Raw genomic sequence first — 18022 nt, forward strand, 5'->3', positions numbered from 1 at the left:
AGATGCGCATCGCCGGCGTCACGCCATCGAAGAGGCAACCGCCCAGGAAGTAGCCGTCGTCGTGCGCGCCGTCCGCCAGGCGCAAGCCGCGTCCATCCACCACCAGCGTCGCCCCTTCCTCCACTCCCAGTTGCACGTAGCCGCTCACCTTCTCGTGATGCGCCGCCGTCACCAGCGGCCCCATCTCCATCCCTTCCGCGAGCGACGGCCCCACCTTGAGCGCGCGCACGCGCTCGGCCAGGCGCGCGACCAGTGCATTCGCCGTCTCCTCACCCACCGGGACGGCGACCGAGATCGCCATGCAGCGCTCGCCGGCCGATCCGTACGCCGCGCCCATCAGCGCGTCGGTCGCCTGGTCGAGGTCCGCGTCGGGCATCACGATCAGGTGGTTCTTGGCCCCGCCCATCGCCTGCACGCGCTTCCCGTGCTCGGCGGCCGTCGCATAGATGTACTGCGCGATCGGCGTCGACCCCACGAACGAGACGGCGTCGACGTTGGGGTGCGTGATGAGCGACTCGACCGCGACCCGATCGCCGTGGAGCACGTTCAGTACGCCGGCTGGGGCCCCCGCTTCCACCAGCAGCTCCGCCAGGCGCACCGGCGCCGACGGGTCCTTCTCCGACGGCTTGAGGATGAAGCAGTTGCCGCAGGCGATGGCCGGGGCCAGCATCCACAGCGGCACCATCACCGGGAAGTTGAACGGCGTGATTCCGACCGCCACGCCTAACGGCTGGCGCAGCGAGTACGAGTCGATCCCGGTCGACACCGAGTCGGAGAACTCCCCCTTCATCAGGTGCGGGATTCCGCAACAGAACTCCACTACTTCGAGGCCGCGCTGCACCTCGCCCCTGGCATCGAGGAAGACCTTGCCGTGCTCGCGCGAGATCAGCTCGGCCAGTTCGTCCATGTGACGCTCGATGAGTTCCTTGAAGCGGAACATCACGCGTGAGCGCTTGAGCGCCGACCAGCTCCCCCACTCGGCGAACGCCGTGAGCGCGTTGCGCACGGCCGCGTCGGCATCGTCCCGCGATGCAAACGGCACCGCGGCCGACTGCGCCCCGGTCGAGGGATTGCACACCTCACCCCAACGTTCGACAGCGCTCAGGTGACGCACGCCGCCGATGAAGTGGTGGATGAAGGGGATCGAGTCGTCGGAATCGGCGGCGGTATCGGTGGCGCCGGCAATCGTGGACGTCATGGCGAGAGCATGGTCAGGGGGAAGTGGGGCCAGGCGGCCCTGCCCGGCCGGGAGAAGATACGACTGCGCCGCCCGCGTCGCCTCGGGAGGCGGACGGGCGGCGCGAAATGGTCGAGCGTGGCGCGGCTACTTCTGGAAGACGAGTTCCCCGCCGACGTACACGCGCTGGACCCACGTCTTCACCGAGAGCGGCGGTCCGTCGAGCACGATGACGTCGGCGTCCTTCCCGGCCGTCAGGCTCCCGATCCGGTCGCTCACGCCGAGGATCTCCGCCGGCGTGAGCGTCACCGCGCGGATGACGTCGGCCTCGGCGAGCCCGTATCCTGCGGCGATTGCCGCGTCGACGAGGAGCCACTTGCTCGACCCTGCCGGTGCCAGCGTGCCGAAGGCGCGCGAGAACGAGGCGATCGCCGTCTTCACCCCCGCCTTGATGAGCGCTGTTGCCGTCCCTTCGTCGACCGGCGGGTAGTCGCTCCGGTCCGGGATCTCCTCGTTGCTCACGAACGGATGCGAGACCTGCCCGAGGATCACCGGGACGTTCCGCGCGACCAGCGAATCCTTGAAGAGCTGCGCCGAGGCGGCGCCATCGAGGACGAGGGCGAGGTTGAACTCGCGGGCCAGCCCGAGGGCGCTCCGGATGTCGATGGCGCTCGTCGCCTGGATGCGCGCCGGCAGCTCGCGACGGAGCAGCTTGCCTAACGCTTCCATTCCCAGGTCGCGCGGGAGCGCGGGGTTGGCAGCGTGGTTCCGCTCGTACTCCTGCGCCTTGATGAAGGCCTGGCGCAGCATCGCCACCTCGGCCATGCGCGTCGCCGGATCACGTTGCCGCTGGCGGGCGGCCTGCTTGGGCGGTTCGCCCAGCGTCATGTCCATGGACGCGGGCTCCCGTACGATCACCGAGGCCAGCGTCGCGCCCGCCGTCTTCACCACCGCCCCCTGTCCGCCGATGAGCGCGGCGTCGGCCGGGGCGACGTACATCGTCGTGACGCCGCCACCGAGCACTTCATCGTTGCGCAGTACGCCGGGCTTGCCGGAGCCGAAGGTCCCGAACGGATTGTACCCCTCGATCACGCGCAGTTGCGGCGCGATCGTCTCGGTGGGCTCGTTGAGGTCGGAGTTGGCCACACCCAGCGACGTCATCGCGTCGACCAGTCCGGGGAGGATGTACTTGCCGCGCACGTCCACGACCTCGGCCCCACCCGGGATCGCGACGTTCGCCCCCACGGCGACGATCTTCCCGCCGCGCATGACCACCGTTCCGTTCGGGATCGGGGCGCCGTCCACCGGGACGACCGTTCCGCCGCGCAGGACGATCGCGCGCTCCTGGGCCCGGAGCAGGGCAGGGCAGAGGGTGGCCAGCAATCCGCCAGCCGCAAGCGCCGCGCGCATGGTGCGTCTCGTCGTCATCTTACTTGCCCTCCGGGCGCGAGCGGTCGTACACCACCTGGCCGTCGCCAAAGACCATGTCGACTCGGGTCGACGGCTCGTACCAGGCCCCGTTGAAGATGACGAAGTCGGCATCCTTCCCCACCTCGAGGCTCCCCACGCGATCGGCCACGCGGGCGATCTGCGCGGTGTTGATCGTGATCGCCTTGAGCGCTTCATCCTCGGGGAGACCGTAGCGCATCGCCAGCGCCGCGCAGAGGCGCAGCCACTTCTGGTTGATCACCGGGTGGTCGGTGTGCAGGGCGATCTTCACCCCCGCCTTCCAGAGCGTCGCCGGGCCGGCCATCGCGTCGTCGGTGACGCCGATGCGCGGGCCTAACGGGAGGACGACCGCGCTCACCCCGCGCTTCGCGATCTCGGGGGCCACCTTGTACGCCTCGGTCGAGTGGTGCAGCGTGAGGTCGAACCCGAACTCGTCCTTGAGTCGCAGGAGCGTCATGACGTCGGTGGCGGCGTGCACGTGCGCGCGCACGCGCAGTCGCTTCGCCAAGACCTCGGCCATCGCCTCGTAGCCGAGGTCGCGCGCCGGCGGCGTGCCGGACTTGCCGCCATCCTCCCACTTCTTCGCCGCCGCCATGTACTCCTGCGTCTTGATGAGGTACTGCCGCAGGTTGGCGGCGACCCCCATCGCCGTCGACGGATAGGCGTCGCTGCGCTTGGGTCCCATCGCGAACTTCATCCCGCCCTTGTCGCTCACCAGTCGGCGCGAGAGCGCGTCTCCGAACGTCTTGATCACGATCGCCTGCCCCGAGACGTTCTCGCCGCTCCCCGGGCCCGTGATCACCGTGGTCACGCCGCCGCTCACCGCGTCCTTCCAATCCGGATCGCCCAGGTCGAGGGCGTCGAGGATGCGGTGTTGCGGCCCGATGATCATCGGCCGGTCATTGAGGTCCGTGGGCCGGGCGCCGATGTGCGAGTGCTCGTCGATCATCCCCGGGGTGATCACCTTCCCGGTGGCGTCGATGATGGTTGCGCCCGCGGGAATCGCGACGTCGCGCCCGACCGCGGCGATCTTCCCGTCGCGCACGAGAATCGTGGCGCCGGCGATTGGGGCGCCCGCGGCGGTATGCACCGTGGCACCGCGCACCGCGACGACGCCCTGAGCGCGCGTCGTGGTGCCTGCCGCAGCGAGGAGGGAGGCGGTGCCGACAAGGGTACCGCCGAGCCTAACGAGATTCATCGAGGGACTCCCTGGAGAGGGCGTGGGAGCGCTAAAGAGGGAGCCCGGATCGCGGCTCGGCAAGGGCATCCTGAAGGACGCCTCCCCCCGGTACGGGCCCTATCCCTTCCTCAACACCTCGGCGGCGATGGATAGCGCCTTCTGCATCTCCTCCATCGTCCCGATCGAGAGTCGCATGTGCGTCGTGAGCGGAGGGAAGGCGCGTCCCACGGCGACCCCCCGATCGCGCATCGCGGCGCGAAACGCCATCGGGTCGCGCCGGATGTCGGTGAGGAAGAAGTTCGCCTGCGAGGGGACGACGGAGAATCCGAGCTCCCGCATCGCGTTCATCGAGAAGGTGCGCACCTGCGTGTTGAGCGCCTTCTGACGCTCCACGTGGTCCGGAAGCTCGAGCGAGGCGATCGCGGCGGCCCCGGCAAACGCGCTGATCCCGCTCGGCGTGCGCCACGGTTGCAACTGCCGGATCGTGTCGGGGTGTCCGACGGCGTAGCCCGCGCGGACTCCCGCCAGCCCGTACACCTTGGAAAAGGTGCGGCTCACGATGAGGCGCGGGTTCTTCACCGCGGCGGGGATCGCCGTGCCGTACGTCGGGTCGTCGACGTACTCGAAGTACGCCTCGTCGATGAGGATATGGCTCTCCGGGGAGCGCGCGTTCACCTGCCCTACGAAGTGCAGGAGGTCGCCGATCCCGTGCATCGTCCCGGTCGGGTTGTTCGGGTTGCAGATGAAGAGGAGCCCCGCGCCACGGCACATCTCATACATGGCCTGCAGGTCGATGAACAGCGAGCCGTCGACCCGGATCTCCTCGATCGGGACTCCGTTGCGCCTGGCCACGTCGCTCGGCGTCTCGAAGGTCGGGGCGACCGTCATCAGGCGGCGCTTGGGCGAGGTCAGCGCCTGAGTAATGAAGGCGAGGATTTCCGTCGACCCGCACCCCAGGATGACCGACTCGACCGGGATCTTGTGGTGCGCGGCGATCGTGGCGCGCAACTCGTCCTCCGGCGCGTCCGGGTAGCGCGCCGCCTGCCCGAACATGTGCATCACGGCGTCGATCGCGTTGGAGGCGGGGCCGTACGGATTCTCGTTCGAGTTGAGGAGGATCAGGTCGGCGGTAGCGCCCCCTTTCGTGCGAGACGCCGCACCCGGGCCGGACGCGATGCGCCCCCCTTCGAGTCCTCGCGCCGAGAGCCAGCCCATGGCATGCGCCGCGTGCGGGGCGGCGATCGAGCCCGCGCCGGCGGCGCCGACGGCGGTGAGAAACGAGCGGCGGGAGATGGGCATCGGCATCAGGGCGAGGGTGGCGAACCGCGGTCGAATGTACCCCTCGTCCTCCACCGCGTCGACGCGCGTTCGGGCACCGATGCATCGCGCGATGACCGGCGCGACTCGGCCTTCTCATTCGCCGCCGACGCGCCCGAAACTGCGGGGCGAACAGAGGCCGAAGACCCATCGAGGGGTGGATGTCGGCAACTGGCACGGGGTGGCGGCCAAAACCTGTTCGCAAGTATCGATGCCGCAATGCGTTACGAACTGGCCCGAGAGTTGATTTCCCCCGACGGCCCGGGTACCTTTCGCCCCTCTCGACCACGTGGCTTCGTCCCCGTACTTCGGCCTCATGACTGCGCCTCACCAACGCGAGCGGATCGTCCCCCGGCTCATCGACGAAGAGATCAAGGAATCGTTCATCAATTACTCGATGAGCGTCATCGTCTCGCGCGCCCTTCCCGACGTGCGAGACGGTCTCAAGCCGGTGCACCGTCGCGTGCTGTACGCGATGAACGAGTTGGGCCTCACCCCTGGGCGCCCGTTCAAGAAGTCGGCGACCGTCGTCGGCGACGTGTTAGGCAAGTACCACCCGCACGGCGACTCGTCGGTGTACGACGCGCTTGTGCGCATGGTGCAGGAGTTCTCGCTCCGCTATCCGCTGGTGGACGGGCAGGGGAACTTCGGCTCCATCGAAGGCGACTCGGCCGCCGCGTACCGATACACCGAGGCGCGCCTCACGCAGATGGCCGTCGACATGCTGGCCGACATCGACAAGAACACCGTCGACTTCGCGCCAAACTTCGATGACCGGCTGCAGGAGCCCAAGGTCCTCCCGGCGTCGTTCCCCAATCTCCTCGTCAACGGCTCGTCAGGCATCGCCGTCGGCATGGCGACCAACATCCCGCCGCACAACCTGCGCGAGATCGTCGCCGCTACCATCGCCCTCATCGACAATCCCGAGCTCGACGCCACGGAGCTCCGCAAGTTCGTGAAGGGGCCCGACTTCCCGACGGGTGGTTTCATCTACGGCCGCGCCGGAATCAAGGACTACCAGGAGACCGGGCGCGGCAAGATCGTCATGCGCGCCCGCGCGATGATCGAGGAGAAGGAGTCGAACGGCCGCTCGCAGATCGTCATCACCGAGGTGCCCTACCAGGTGAACCCGATCCGCATCGTCGAGAGCATCGTCGAGCTGGTGAAGGAAAAGAAGCTCGAGGGGATCAGCGACCTGCGCAACGAGTCCGACAAGGACGGCATGCGCATCGTCGTCGAGCTCAAGCGGGATGCAATTCCGCGTGTGGTGCTCAACCAGCTCTACAAGCACACGCAGATGCAGGCGTCGTTTGGTGTGATCATGCTGGCGCTCGTCCCTGATCCGCACACGCGCCAGCTGGTCCCCAAGGTCATGCCGCTCAAGGACGTGCTGGCGCACTACATCGCGCACCGGCACGAGGTCATCGTCCGCCGCACGCAGTACGACCTCGACAAGGCACTCGAGCGCGAACACATCCTCGAAGGATTGAAGATCGCCGTCGACAACATCGACGAGGTGATCAAGATCATTCGCAGCGCCGAGGACACGCCGAGTGCGAGCGCGACGCTGCAGGCGCGCTTCAAGCTCTCCGAGCGGCAGGCCGAGGCGATCCTCAACATGCGCCTCGCCAAGCTCACCGGCCTCGAGATCGAGAAGCTGGAAGAGGAGCTGGCCGAAGTGCAGGCCACCATCGCCGAACTGCGCGGGATCCTGGAGTCGAAGGAACGCCGCCTGGCGTTGATGAAGTCGGAACTGTCGACCGTCGCCGAGAAGTACGGCGACGAGCGCCGCACCGAAATCACCAGCGACGACGGCGAGTTCACCATCGAGGACCTGATCGCCGAAGAAGACATGGTCGTGACCGTGTCGCACTCCGGCTACATCAAGCGCACGTCGATCTCCACCTATCGAAAGCAGCGCCGTGGCGGGACGGGCTCGTCAGGCGCCGACCTGCGCGAAGGCGACTTCATCGAACGGCTGTACGTCGGCTCCACGCACGACTACATCCTCGTCTTCACGGATGACGGGCGCTGTTACTGGCTCAAGGTCTACGAGATTCCGCAGGCGGGGCGCGCGACCAAGGGGAAGCCGATCGTCAACCTGATCAACACGACGCCTGACACGAAGATCCAGTCGATGGTCTTCGTGCGCGACTTCCCGAAGGACCAGTACCTGCTCTTCTGCACCAAGAACGGAACCGTGAAGAAGTCGGCGCTGAGCGAGTATGCCAATCCGCGCTCGACCGGGATCAAGGCGATCAAGATCGAGGAGGGCGACGAGCTCATCGACGTTCAGATCACGCACGGGACCAACGATATCGTGCTGGCCACCAAGCACGGGCTCTCGGTGCGCTTCCATGAGAGCGACGTGCGCGAAATGGGGCGCGACACCACCGGCGTGAAGGGGGTCGAGCTGCGTCCCGATGACCGCGTGGTCGGCATGGTGGTGATCAAGCGCGAAGCCACGTTGATGGTCGTCACGAGCAAGGGGCTCGGAAAGTGCTCGCACATCGACGAGTACCGCGTGCAGAAGCGCGGGGGTAAGGGCATCCTGACGCTCAACCGGACCGAGAAGACCGGCGACGTCGTCGCCCTCATGGAAGTGCTGGCCGAGGACGAGATCATGATCATCACCCGCACGGGAATGGTGATCCGCTCCCCCGTCTCGCAGGTGCGGGTGGCCGGGCGCAACACGCAGGGAGTGAAGCTGGTGAACCTCGACGGCACCGACATTGTGGTCGCGGTGGCGCGTGTGGTCCCCGACGACAAGGATGAAGCAGACGACGGCGCTGACGCGGCGGCCCCGGCCGACGGCGGGGAGCTGAAGCTGGAGAGCGAGGAGTAACAGACCGGCTTTCGGTCGGAGGCTAGCATGACCAGGCACGCGATGACCCGGCCCCTTTGGGGCCGGGTCTTCCAGGGAATTGCAACGGGGAGTTGGCTGCTGGCAACGGCGGTCTGCTCCCCGTTGTGCGCCCAGCAAGTGACGACCACCACGCTCAAAGCCCCCCTCGCCGAGCACCCGGAACCGCTGACGCAGCCAACCGCGCTCCTCGAACTCCGCGATGGTCGCGTCCTCGTCGCCGACTCCAAGGACCGACTCCTCTTCATCTATGACTTCGCCAAGGAGACCGCCACTCAGGTCTCGCGGCAGGGGAGCGGTCCACTCGAGTATCAGCTTCCGAGCGGGATCTTCGATGCGGGCGACTCGATCATCGTGCTCGACTTTCTGCAACAGCGCATGCTGATCCTCGATGACAAGGGGGGGCCGTTGCGCACGCATCGCCTGGTGCCCGCCGGCGATGCAACCGCCGCCATCATCAAGCTCGGGGCCATCTTCGGACTCGATGCCCGAGGGCGCTTCTACTCTGAGTCGCGCGGGCTGACGATGGTGCAGGGGAAGTTGCCAACCGTGAGCGACACCGTCGCCCTGGTACGATGGGCGTCGCTGGGCGGGCGCGGCGATACCCTAGCCGTTCGTGTCGAACACACGCCGCCGCCCAAGATGTCGGGCAACCCGACCGACGGCCTCAATATCAAGCTCTCGATGACCGCCTTCGAGCTTCGCGATTCCTGGGCGCTCTTCCCCAGTGGCGTCGTCGCCGTTGCGCGGGCGTCGGACTACCACACCGAATGGATCGACGCAGCGGGGCGCAAGAAGGTCGGACCCCGCGTTGCCTATACGCCGCTGACCGTGACCGAGGCCGACAAGGCCCTCGCCCGAAAGGCGACGCGTGAAGCCGCCGAGCAGGGACTCAAGCTCGGCGCTTCGATGGCCGCCGGGAGCGGCCAGAAGATGCCCCGGATCAAGATGGATGTGGAGGAGCCGGCGGCCTGGCCCACGGTCAAACCGCCATTCGCGGGCGTCCGGGCCGCGCCGGACGGGCGGCTGTGGGTGACGCGGATGATCGCCGGGGCCAGCGACATCGCCGAGTACGACGTCCTTGCGCCTGGCGGGAAGCTCGAGCGCAAGGTCCGGCTCCCCAAGGACGTCACCTTGCTGGGCTTCGGGAAGGGGGTGCTGTATGGCGTCCGGAAGGACGAGGACGATCTGCGCTACCTGCAGCGCTACCGCGCGCCGTAACGCTCTCGCCCTCCTCTCGCCCTCCTCTCGCCCTCCTCTCGCCCAACGGGCGCGGCGGAGCGGGGGGCATCGCATTCGCAGGTTTTCGGCGGGAATCCCCGCCGGGCATGGCGCACTTTGCTTCGCCTACCCGATCGAGGGGGGGGCTCCCCGGCGGTCGTGACGAGGGGTGATGGTGGAGGGACAAACGGCGCGCCGACGGTACAGGATCCGGCGTTGGGCGGGAATCTGCGACGATTGCACACTCAGATATTGCGACACCCTCGCGGAAGGCGTAGGATAGCGCGCGCTACCCGCCGTTTTTGTATACACAACGGTATGCCCCGAGAATCCGGGGGTCGCCTCCCGCGCTCACGCGCATCCGGATTCGCTTGGACACCTCTCCCCCCCAACCCCAGGAGGCGTCATGAGCAGTTCCCTTGTTCGCGGACTGATGGCCGTCGCTGCGTTGACCGGCCTCGCGACAGCGAGCGTGGGCGCCCAGCAGGGCGCCGGCACTCGCGTCACCGGCCGAGTCACCGACAAAGACGGAGGATTGCCCATCGATGGCGCGCAGGTGCGCGTCGACGGGAGCACGATCGGTACCATCACCAGTGCGGACGGACGGTTCGCCCTGCTGCGACTGCAGCCGGGCAACTACCAGCTGCGCGTGGTGCGCATCGGGTACCTGTCCGACGTGAAGTCGGTTTCCGTCACGGCGAACCAGACGACGACGGTTGACTTCGTCCTCACGAAGGCGCCGTACCAGCTCGAAGCGGTCGTCACGACGGCCACCGGTCAGCAGCTCACGCGCGAGCTGGGCAACTCGATCGCCAAGATCGACGCCGCCGAGCTCGTGTCCAAGGCGCCGATCACGCAGATGCAGGACGTCCTCAACGGACGTACCGCCGGCGTGACGATGATCGCGTCGAACGGGACGGTCGGCGGTGGCGCCCGCGTCCGCGTCCGCGGCCTTTCCTCGGCGTCGCTCTCCAACGATCCCCTCCTCATCATCGACGGGGTTCGCATGGAGCAGGGGAGCCCGGACATCTCGGGCAAGCTCGGCGACACGTACGTGGGCGGCGGCAGCCCCAACTTCCTGAACAACCTCAATCCCGACGACATCGAGTCGATGGAGATCGTGAAGGGCCCCTCCGCGGCAACCCTCTACGGCACCCAGTCGGCCAACGGCGTCATCGTGATCACGACCAAGAAGGGGCGCCAGACGGCGCCGCGCTGGTCGGTGTTCGGCAGCGGTGGCACCTCCGAGAACACCTACGATTACGGCGGCCAGTACTACAACAAGGGCGTCAACAAGGCGAACGGTCGCGAGATCGACTGTACGCTCGCCCGCGAGGCGAGCGGCGTCTGCACGCTGACGCAGCAGTACTCGCGCAACCTGTTGATGGATGCGGAGACGTCGCCGTTCAAGACGGGCAATCGCCAGTCCTATGGCGCGCAGGTGTCGGGCGGCACGGAGTCGCTGCGCTACTTCGTCAGCGGCACGTGGGAAAACGAGATCGGCGTGTTGCAGATGCCCGATGCCGAAATCGACTCGCTGATCGCGAGCCGCGGCACCCCGTCGATCCCGCGTTGGCAGCGCCTCCCGAACCAGCTGGCCAAGACGAGCCTTCGCGGCAACTTCGGCATGCCGGTGTGGGGCAACGGCGACCTGTCGCTCTCGAGCGGCTTCATCTCGTCGTCCAACATCATTCCGCAGACGGGCGACAACCTGTACGGCGTGATCGGCTCCGGCCTGTTTGGCACCGCCAACCCGGCGGCGCCGAACGCGTGGGGCTTCGCGACGCCGGGACAGGCGTTCTCGCGTGCGACGACGCGCGACGTGCGTCAGTTCATCAACTCGATCTCGGCCAACTGGAAGCCGCGCGACTGGCTCGCGACGCGCGCCATCGTCGGCCTCGACTTCATGAACTGGCAGGACGCGGCCAAGATCCGTACGGGCGAGGGCTGCCCGTTCTGCGGCGTCGAGGTCGATGGTCTTCGCGCCGTGAATCGATACAACAACGAGCGCTACTCCGTTGACGCCGGCGCCACGGTCACCAAGACCGTCTGGAACGACTTCAACAGCAAGACCGCGTTTGGTGCGCAGTGGAACCGCGACGGTCGCTTCGTGACGTTCAACAGCGCCAAGGTCCTCCCGCCGGGCGGTTCGACGATCGACGCCGGCGCCCAGAAGACCTCGGGCGAGCAGACCACCGAGTTCGTCACCTTCGGTGTGTACGTGGAGCAGCAGATCGGGTGGAAGGACAAGCTGTTCGTCACCGGCGCCGTGCGCCGCGACCAGAACAGCGCCTTCGGCCAGGACTTCGGCGCCGCGGTCTATCCCAAGGCGACGCTGTCGTGGGTGGCCCGCGAGAACAGCGGGGCCAAGTGGGTCAACAACTTCCGTCCGCGCCTTGCGTGGGGTGTCTCGGGGCAGCAGCCGACGGCCAATGCCTCGATCACCTTCCTCAACCCGGTCACGGCCACGCTGCTCAGCGGCGAGGCACCGGCCGCGGTCTTCGGGGCCCAGGGGAACAACGACCTCAAGCCCGAGCGCTCGCGTGAAATCGAGGGCGGCTTCGACTTCGCCACGCTGCGCAACCGCGTGTCGTTGCAGGTGACGTACTACGACAAGCGCACCGACGACGCCATCGTGCAGCGCGACATCTCGCCGTCGCAGACGGCCGGCCGCGCCATCTTCGACAACGTCGGCGTGGTGAGCAACAAGGGGCTCGAAGTCTCGTTCAACGCCCGCGTGCTCGACTACAACAACCTGCAGTATGACGCCCAGATCGAGGCGTCGTGGAACAAGAACGAACTCGTCTCGCTTGCACCTGGCATCAAGCCGTTCGGCGGCTTCGGCTACCAGAACGCGCCGGGGCGCCCGCTGTTCTCGAACTACTGGCCGAACATGACCGGGTTCAAGGACGCCAACGGCGACGGCGTCATCGTCCCGAGCGAAGTGACCACCACGACCGGGCCGGTCTACGGTGGCCCGAGCGTGCCGAGCCGCACGTTCGCGCTCAACAACACGGTCGGCCTGCTCAAGAACAAGCTCCGCATCAACGGGCTGCTCGACTATCGTGGTGGCAACATCATGCACCAGATCTCCGACGGCTTCGCCTGCGCGTTAGGCCCGAACAACTGCGCCGACACGCACGTGAAGGGGACGCCGCTCGATCGTCAGGCCCGCGCGGTGATCGCCGGCGCCGCCCTGGGCGCCTACTGGGAGAAGGGTGACTTCATCCGCCTCCGCGAAGTGTCGGCCACGTACACGCTGCCGAAGACCGTCACGACGCTGCTCAAGTCGCGTGAGTCGAGCATCGTCTTCTCCGGCCGCAACATCTGGATGTGGACCAAGGAGTTCTCCGGTGCCGACCCCGAGTCGCAGACGCAGGGGACCGACGCCACGCCGTACTCCTTCGTGCAGCTGGGCCAGCCGCGCTACTTCACCGTTCGCGTCAACCTGAACTACTGATGCGTTCCGACCACACGACTAACCGACTGGAGCATGACATGAACACAGTGCTTCCTCGTGTGCGCCGGACCACCGGCCACACCATGAGTCGCGCCGTCCTCGCGCTGGCGCTCGTTGCCAGCGCAGGATGCTCGACGGACAAGATCCTCAAGGTCGACCGCCCCGACATCATCGATCCGGGTGGACTCAGCAACGCCACTGGCGTCACCGCGCTGTATGCGGGCGTCATCGGCGACTTCTCGTTCCTCAACGCCGGTACCCTGGGCATCATCTCCGCCACGGGGCTGCTGACCGATGAGTTCCGGTTTGGCGCCACGCCGCCGGAAGTGCGCCAGATGGACCAGCGGGCCGCGCCCGAATCCAACACGCTCGTCGCGCAGTTCTACCTGCAGACGCAGATGCTGCGCGGGCAGGCCGATCGCGCGTCGGCGGCGCTCAAGGCCGTCAGCGCCACCGACCCGCGCGTCGGCGAAATGGAGGCGATGTCGGGCTACGCACACATCATGCTGGGCGAGATGTTCTGCTCAGGCGTGCCCCTCGGGACCCCGGGAGTCGATGGTACCCCGCAGACGACGACGGCGGTGCTGCAGGCCGGCGTCACGAAGCTGACGGCCGCCGTCACCAGCGCCGGGAGCGACGATCGCGCCAAGAACTTCGCCTCGGTGCTTCGCGGCCGTGGCCTGCTCGACCTCGGCCTCACGGACCAGGCGGCGGCCGCGGTGGCCAGCGTCCCGACGTCGTTCTCGTACACCACCCTGCACTCGCTCGCCTCTGACTATCAGAAGAACGGGTTCCAGGACTACATGAACAGCAACGATGGCATCCTCGTGTCGGATCGCGAGGGGACCAACGGCCTCAACTTCGCCACCGCGCTCGACCCGCGCGTCCCGGTGACGGGCGACGGCTCGCCGTCTGCGTTCGACAAGCAGACGCCGCGCTGGTACTACGCCAACGCGACCTCGTTCACGAGCCCGATGCCGATCGTCACCGGTGTCGAGGCGCGCCTGATCGAGGCCGAGGCGGCGCTCAAGGCGAACAACATCTCGCTGTGGCTCTCGAAGCTGAATGCCGCGCGTGCGCCTTGGGGAATGGCTGCCGTGACCGATCCGGGAACGGCGACGGCTCGCGTCGACCTGATGTTCCGTGAGCGCGCCTTCGCGCTCTTCGCGTCGGGGCATCGCCTGGGTGACCTGCGCCGCCTCGTCCGGCAGTATGGGCGTGGCGCCGAAAGCGTCTATCCGACGGGCGCATACCACAAGGACGGGCTCCAGCTCGGGACCGATCTGCAGTTCATCATCCCGTTGACGGAGAAGAACAACCCCAACTTCACGGGGTGCATCGACCGCAACGCCTAAGCGAGTTTCTCGCTGAGGTGAGGCGTTCGAGCAGCGGGGCGGGGTCCTTCGGGATCCCGCCCCGTTTGCCGTTCCGCCGCACGGCGTTACCGGGCACGGCCTTTGCGCCCTTCGTCGAATGCAACGTGGCCCTACCCGCACCCGTTGCAGGGGCGCACGCATCCACGCGACAGATCGCGCGTGACCCCGCTCACCTCGCAGCCACGCCCTGTATTCGGCGGCGCGTTGGGCAGGTACATTCCTTCGCTGCCTGAGGGGATGGCGTCGCGACTCGCGACGCACTGCTCGCCCTCTCTCTTCACGTCTCTCTCGTCCGCTGCCGTGCCTTCCGCCACGAGCGTCCCCGAATCCGCCGTCGTCTCCCTGAGTGACCTCCGCGCCGCAGCGCATGTGCTGCGTGGAGTGGCGGTGCGCACGCCGCTCCTCCCGTTCGACGCGCTGAGCGACCAGACTGGGGCGACGGTGTGGGTGAAGCCCGAGATGCTGCAGCGTGGCGGGGCCTTCAAGTTTCGCGGCGCCTACACGTTTCTCTCGCAGCTTTCGGCCGCCGACCGCGCGCGTGGGGTCATCGCGCCGTCGTCGGGAAACCACGCACAGGCGGTCGCTTATGCCGCCCGATTGTTTGGTGTTCCCGCCACAGTTGTGATGCCCACGACCGTCACTGCGGCCAAGCGCGGCGGGGCTGAGCGGCTCGGTGCCCGGATCGAATTGGCCGGGACGACGACACGGGATCGAATGGATCGGGCGCTCGAGCTGGTGGCCAACGAGGGGCTCACCCTCGTGCCGCCGTACGACGACGCGACGATCATCGCCGGTCAGGGGACGTCGGGGCTGGAGGTGGCCGAGGACCTGCCGCAGCTGACGACCGTCCTGGTTCCGGTCGGGGGTGGCGGTTTGAGCGCCGGCGTGTCGGCGGCGATCAAGTACCTCGTTCCGACCGCCCGCGTGGTGGGGGTCGAGCCGTCAGGTGCAGCGAAGTTGACGAAGGCGCGCGCCGCGGGTGAACCCGTCGTGCTGCCGCACACAGGGAGCATCGCCGACGGCCTCCTGGCGGTGCGCATCGGGACGACGACGTTCGCGCATCACCAGCGCTTCGTCGACGACGTGGTCACCGTCGACGACGCCGACATGGTGCGGGCGATGCGCCTGCTGCTCGACCGCGCCAAGCTCGTCGCCGAGCCCAGTGGGGCGATCACCGTGGCGGCACTCCTGTCGGGGCGCGTGACGCTCGCGCCGGGCGAGCAGGCGGTGTGCGTGCTGAGTGGTGGCAACATCGAGTGGGACGGGCTCCAGGAGCTGCTGGCGGATGGCTAGTGCACGCATCCTGATCGCCGATGACGATACGGCGATCGTCCAGACCATGACGTGGGTGCTCAAGGAGCATGGGTACGACGTGGTCGCCGCCCACCAGGGAGCACGCGTCCTCGAGCTGATGGAGGAGCGCACTCCCGACCTGGTCCTGCTCGACGTGATGTTTCCCGACGCCGACGGCTACCAGATCCTCGAGCGCATCAAGGGCGACGATCGCTGGCGCGACGTCCCGGTGCTGATGGTGTCGTCGCTCCCGCCAGAAGAGGCGGCGGTGCGCACGCTGGGGCTCGGGGCGGCCGACTTCGTGAAGAAGCCGTTCCGCGTGAAGGAGCTGCTGGCGCGCATCCAGGCACAGCTGCGCATGCGTGCGATCCTGCGGTCGGCCAACGATACGCTGCGCCACGTCGAGGCCGAACTCGAGCGCGTCCGCGAGGAAGCCGAGAACCGGCGGAAGCTGGTCGACATCCTCCATGACGTCACCGACGATCTCTCCTCGGACGAGATCTATCACTTGCTGGCTCGCCGCGTGGCGCGCGCGCTCGACCTCACGCATTGCTCGGTGATCCTGGCACGAGTGGGCGAGCGCCCCCGCGTGGTGGCGACCGCCTTCGAGCAGGCCTCGGCGCGCAACTTCGAGCTCGACCTCGATCGGTATCCCGAGATCCGGGCGGCGCTCGATACAGGGCGTCCGGTGCTGGTCGAGGATGTGATGACCTCGCCGCTGTACGCCGACGTGCGCCAGCGCTGGGTGCGCGACGGGACGATGGTGACCACGCGCTCCGTCATCGCGCTCCCCTTCGCCCTCGACCAGACGCAGGCCGGTGTCTTCTTCCTGCGCCGCGCGCTCAACGAACCCAAACTGACCCCCGAGGACATCGAGTTCGCCGACACCGTGGTGAAGGCGGCGGTCGCGGCGGTGCAGCGCGCCAAGGTGCTGGAGACGACGATGGCCGACAACCGTCGCCTCGAGGTGCTCGCGCACACCGACCCGCTCACCGCGGTGCTCAACCGCCGTGCCCTCACCGAGCGCCTCAACTCGGAGCTGGAGCGCGTCAAGCGCTACGAGACGCAGGTGTCGCTGCTGCTGATCGACATCGACCACTTCAAGCGGGTGAACGACAGCTACGGCCACCTGGTGGGCGACGACGTGTTGACGGACGTTGGCGCGTTGCTGCAGAGCGCGGTGCGCTCGGTGGACGTGGTGGCGCGCTATGGGGGCGAGGAGTTCGTCATCGCCCTCCCCGAGACCGGGCTCATGGGGGCGACGGTCTTCGCCGAGCGCATTCGCGAGCTGATCGAGGAGCATCGCTTCTCGCACGCCGGCGGCAGCGAGTTGCATCTGACGGCAAGCGTCGGCGTGGCCTGCTATCCGTCGCCGGGGCTCGAGACGGTCGAGGACCTGCTCGCCACGGCCGACCAGGCGCTGTACCGCGCGAAGGCCGAGGGACGGAATCGGGTCAGGACCTAGCAGTCGCGAGGCCTCTCGCCGGCGCGGCGCCTTACGTTCGACTGCACTCGTCATGCACCACACACGCGGAGCGGTCATGCATCATCGGCGGTCTGTCCTCCTGACGCTCCTGCTGGCCGGCTGCACCTCGGCCGGGACCTCGCAGGAAGCGCGCGCCCCTCACCTCACGCAGTCCACGCTCGACGGGAAGCTGTGGGTGCCGACGGGGTACGCCGTGCGCGAGTTTGCCCGCGTTCCCGGCGTGCGCTGGATGGCGCTCGGCCCCGACGGGGCGATCTACGTCTCGCGGCCGCGGGATGGCGAGATCGTGCGCCTGCTCGATGCCGACGGCGACGGCGTGGCCGAATCGCAGACGGTGGTGGTGCGCGGCCTCACGCGCCCGCACGGGCTCACCTTCCGCGACGGCTGGCTCTACATCGCGAATACCGGCGCCGTCGTGCGCGTGCGGCTCGACGCCGGCGCGGGGATGGCGGCCGTCGGGACGCCCGAGACCGTCGCGACCTACAGCGCCTCAGGCGGGCACTGGACGCGCACGGTGCTCTTCGGTCCCGACGGCGGGATGTACGTGTCGATCGGTTCGACGTGCAACCTGTGCGAGGAGAAGACCCCCGACCGCGCCGCGGTGATGCGCTTCGACGCCGATGGCAGGAACGGGCGCGTCTACTCCAGCGGACTGCGCAACGCGGTGGGGATGGCGGTACACCCTACCACCGGGGCGATCTGGGTCACGCAGCACGAGCGTGACAACCTCCGGCCGTCGCACGAGGACCTGCCGTACGAGGAGATCAACATCCTCCGCGATGGCGGGCACTTCGGGTGGCCGTATTGTCACGGCGATCGCATCCCCAATCCCGAGTACGGCGACCAGGCGCGCTGCAACACGACCCTTCCCCCGGCCTTCACCATGCAGGCACACTCCGCCCCGTTAGGCATCACCTTCCTCGACAAGGCGACCGCGCTGGCCCCCGAGCTGCGCGGGGATGCCCTCGTCGCCTTTCACGGCTCCTGGAACCGCGACGTCCCCACCGGGGCCAAGGTCGTGCGCCTCACCGTGCGCGACGGCAAGCCGGTGGCGATCGAGGACTTCATCGTGGGGTGGCAGGAGGCGTCGGGCAAGCGTTGGGGGCGACCGGTCGACGTGCTGGTGGCCGGAGATGGCGCGGTTCTCGTCTCCGATGACGTGGCCGGCGTCGTGTACCGGGTGACGCGATGAGCTGCGCT

General features: G+C 67.8%; 11 protein-coding genes. 7 read left to right on the plus strand and 4 right to left on the minus strand.

Annotation, left to right across the window (positions count from 1 at the left end; genetic code table 11):
* The 4 genes from mmsA to IPN47_03730 all read right to left on the minus strand — a co-directional run.
* A partial coding sequence (mmsA, locus tag IPN47_03715) for a CoA-acylating methylmalonate-semialdehyde dehydrogenase (GenBank protein ID MBK9407153.1) occupies positions 1-1198 on the minus strand: 1198 nt, incomplete at its 3' end.
* Positions 1199-1324: 126 nt separating this feature from the next.
* Positions 1325-2587, minus strand: a complete 1263-nt coding sequence (locus IPN47_03720) for an amidohydrolase family protein (GenBank protein MBK9407154.1) — start codon at positions 2585-2587, stop codon at positions 1325-1327.
* A 19-nt stretch (positions 2588-2606) separates the two neighbouring features.
* On the minus strand, positions 2607-3824 hold the full coding sequence (locus IPN47_03725; protein ID MBK9407155.1) for an amidohydrolase family protein: 1218 nt from the start codon (positions 3822-3824) through the stop codon (positions 2607-2609).
* A gap of 99 nt (positions 3825-3923) precedes the next feature.
* Positions 3924-5105: a histidinol-phosphate aminotransferase family protein gene (locus IPN47_03730; protein MBK9407156.1), complete on the minus strand. Its 1182-nt coding sequence runs from the start codon at positions 5103-5105 to the stop codon at positions 3924-3926.
* Between the two features lie 334 nt (positions 5106-5439).
* On the opposite strand from IPN47_03730, the gene gyrA reads away from it, so the two are divergent.
* The 7 genes from gyrA (at position 5440) to IPN47_03765 (ending at position 18014) form a co-directional block, all read left to right on the plus strand.
* Complete coding sequence (gyrA, locus tag IPN47_03735; GenBank protein MBK9407157.1) at positions 5440-7968, plus strand: DNA gyrase subunit A; 2529 nt, start codon at positions 5440-5442, stop codon at positions 7966-7968.
* A gap of 42 nt (positions 7969-8010) precedes the next feature.
* Positions 8011-9207, plus strand: a complete 1197-nt coding sequence (locus tag IPN47_03740; GenBank protein ID MBK9407158.1) for a 6-bladed beta-propeller — start codon at positions 8011-8013, stop codon at positions 9205-9207.
* 406 nt (positions 9208-9613) lie between these two features.
* Entirely contained in the window at positions 9614-12667 is a 3054-nt protein-coding gene (locus tag IPN47_03745) for a SusC/RagA family TonB-linked outer membrane protein (GenBank protein ID MBK9407159.1), read from the plus strand.
* 38 nt (positions 12668-12705) lie between these two features.
* Positions 12706-14022, plus strand: a complete 1317-nt coding sequence (locus IPN47_03750) for a hypothetical protein (GenBank protein ID MBK9407160.1) — start codon at positions 12706-12708, stop codon at positions 14020-14022.
* 258 nt (positions 14023-14280) lie between these two features.
* The gene (locus tag IPN47_03755) at positions 14281-15336 is read left to right on the plus strand and encodes a threonine/serine dehydratase (protein ID MBK9407161.1); all 1056 of its coding nucleotides are present in this window, start codon (positions 14281-14283) and stop codon (positions 15334-15336) included.
* Positions 15329-16801: a diguanylate cyclase gene (locus IPN47_03760; protein ID MBK9407162.1), complete on the plus strand. Its 1473-nt coding sequence runs from the start codon at positions 15329-15331 to the stop codon at positions 16799-16801. Before IPN47_03755 ends, IPN47_03760 begins: the two co-directional genes overlap by 8 nt.
* Before the next feature lie 52 nt (positions 16802-16853).
* On the plus strand, positions 16854-18014 hold the full coding sequence (locus tag IPN47_03765) for a sorbosone dehydrogenase family protein (protein ID MBK9407163.1): 1161 nt from the start codon (positions 16854-16856) through the stop codon (positions 18012-18014).
* Positions 18015-18022 lie beyond the last annotated feature (8 nt).

The sequence above is a fragment of the Gemmatimonadota bacterium genome, assembly GCA_016719105.1.
Lineage (GTDB): Bacteria > Gemmatimonadota > Gemmatimonadetes > Gemmatimonadales > Gemmatimonadaceae > SCN-70-22.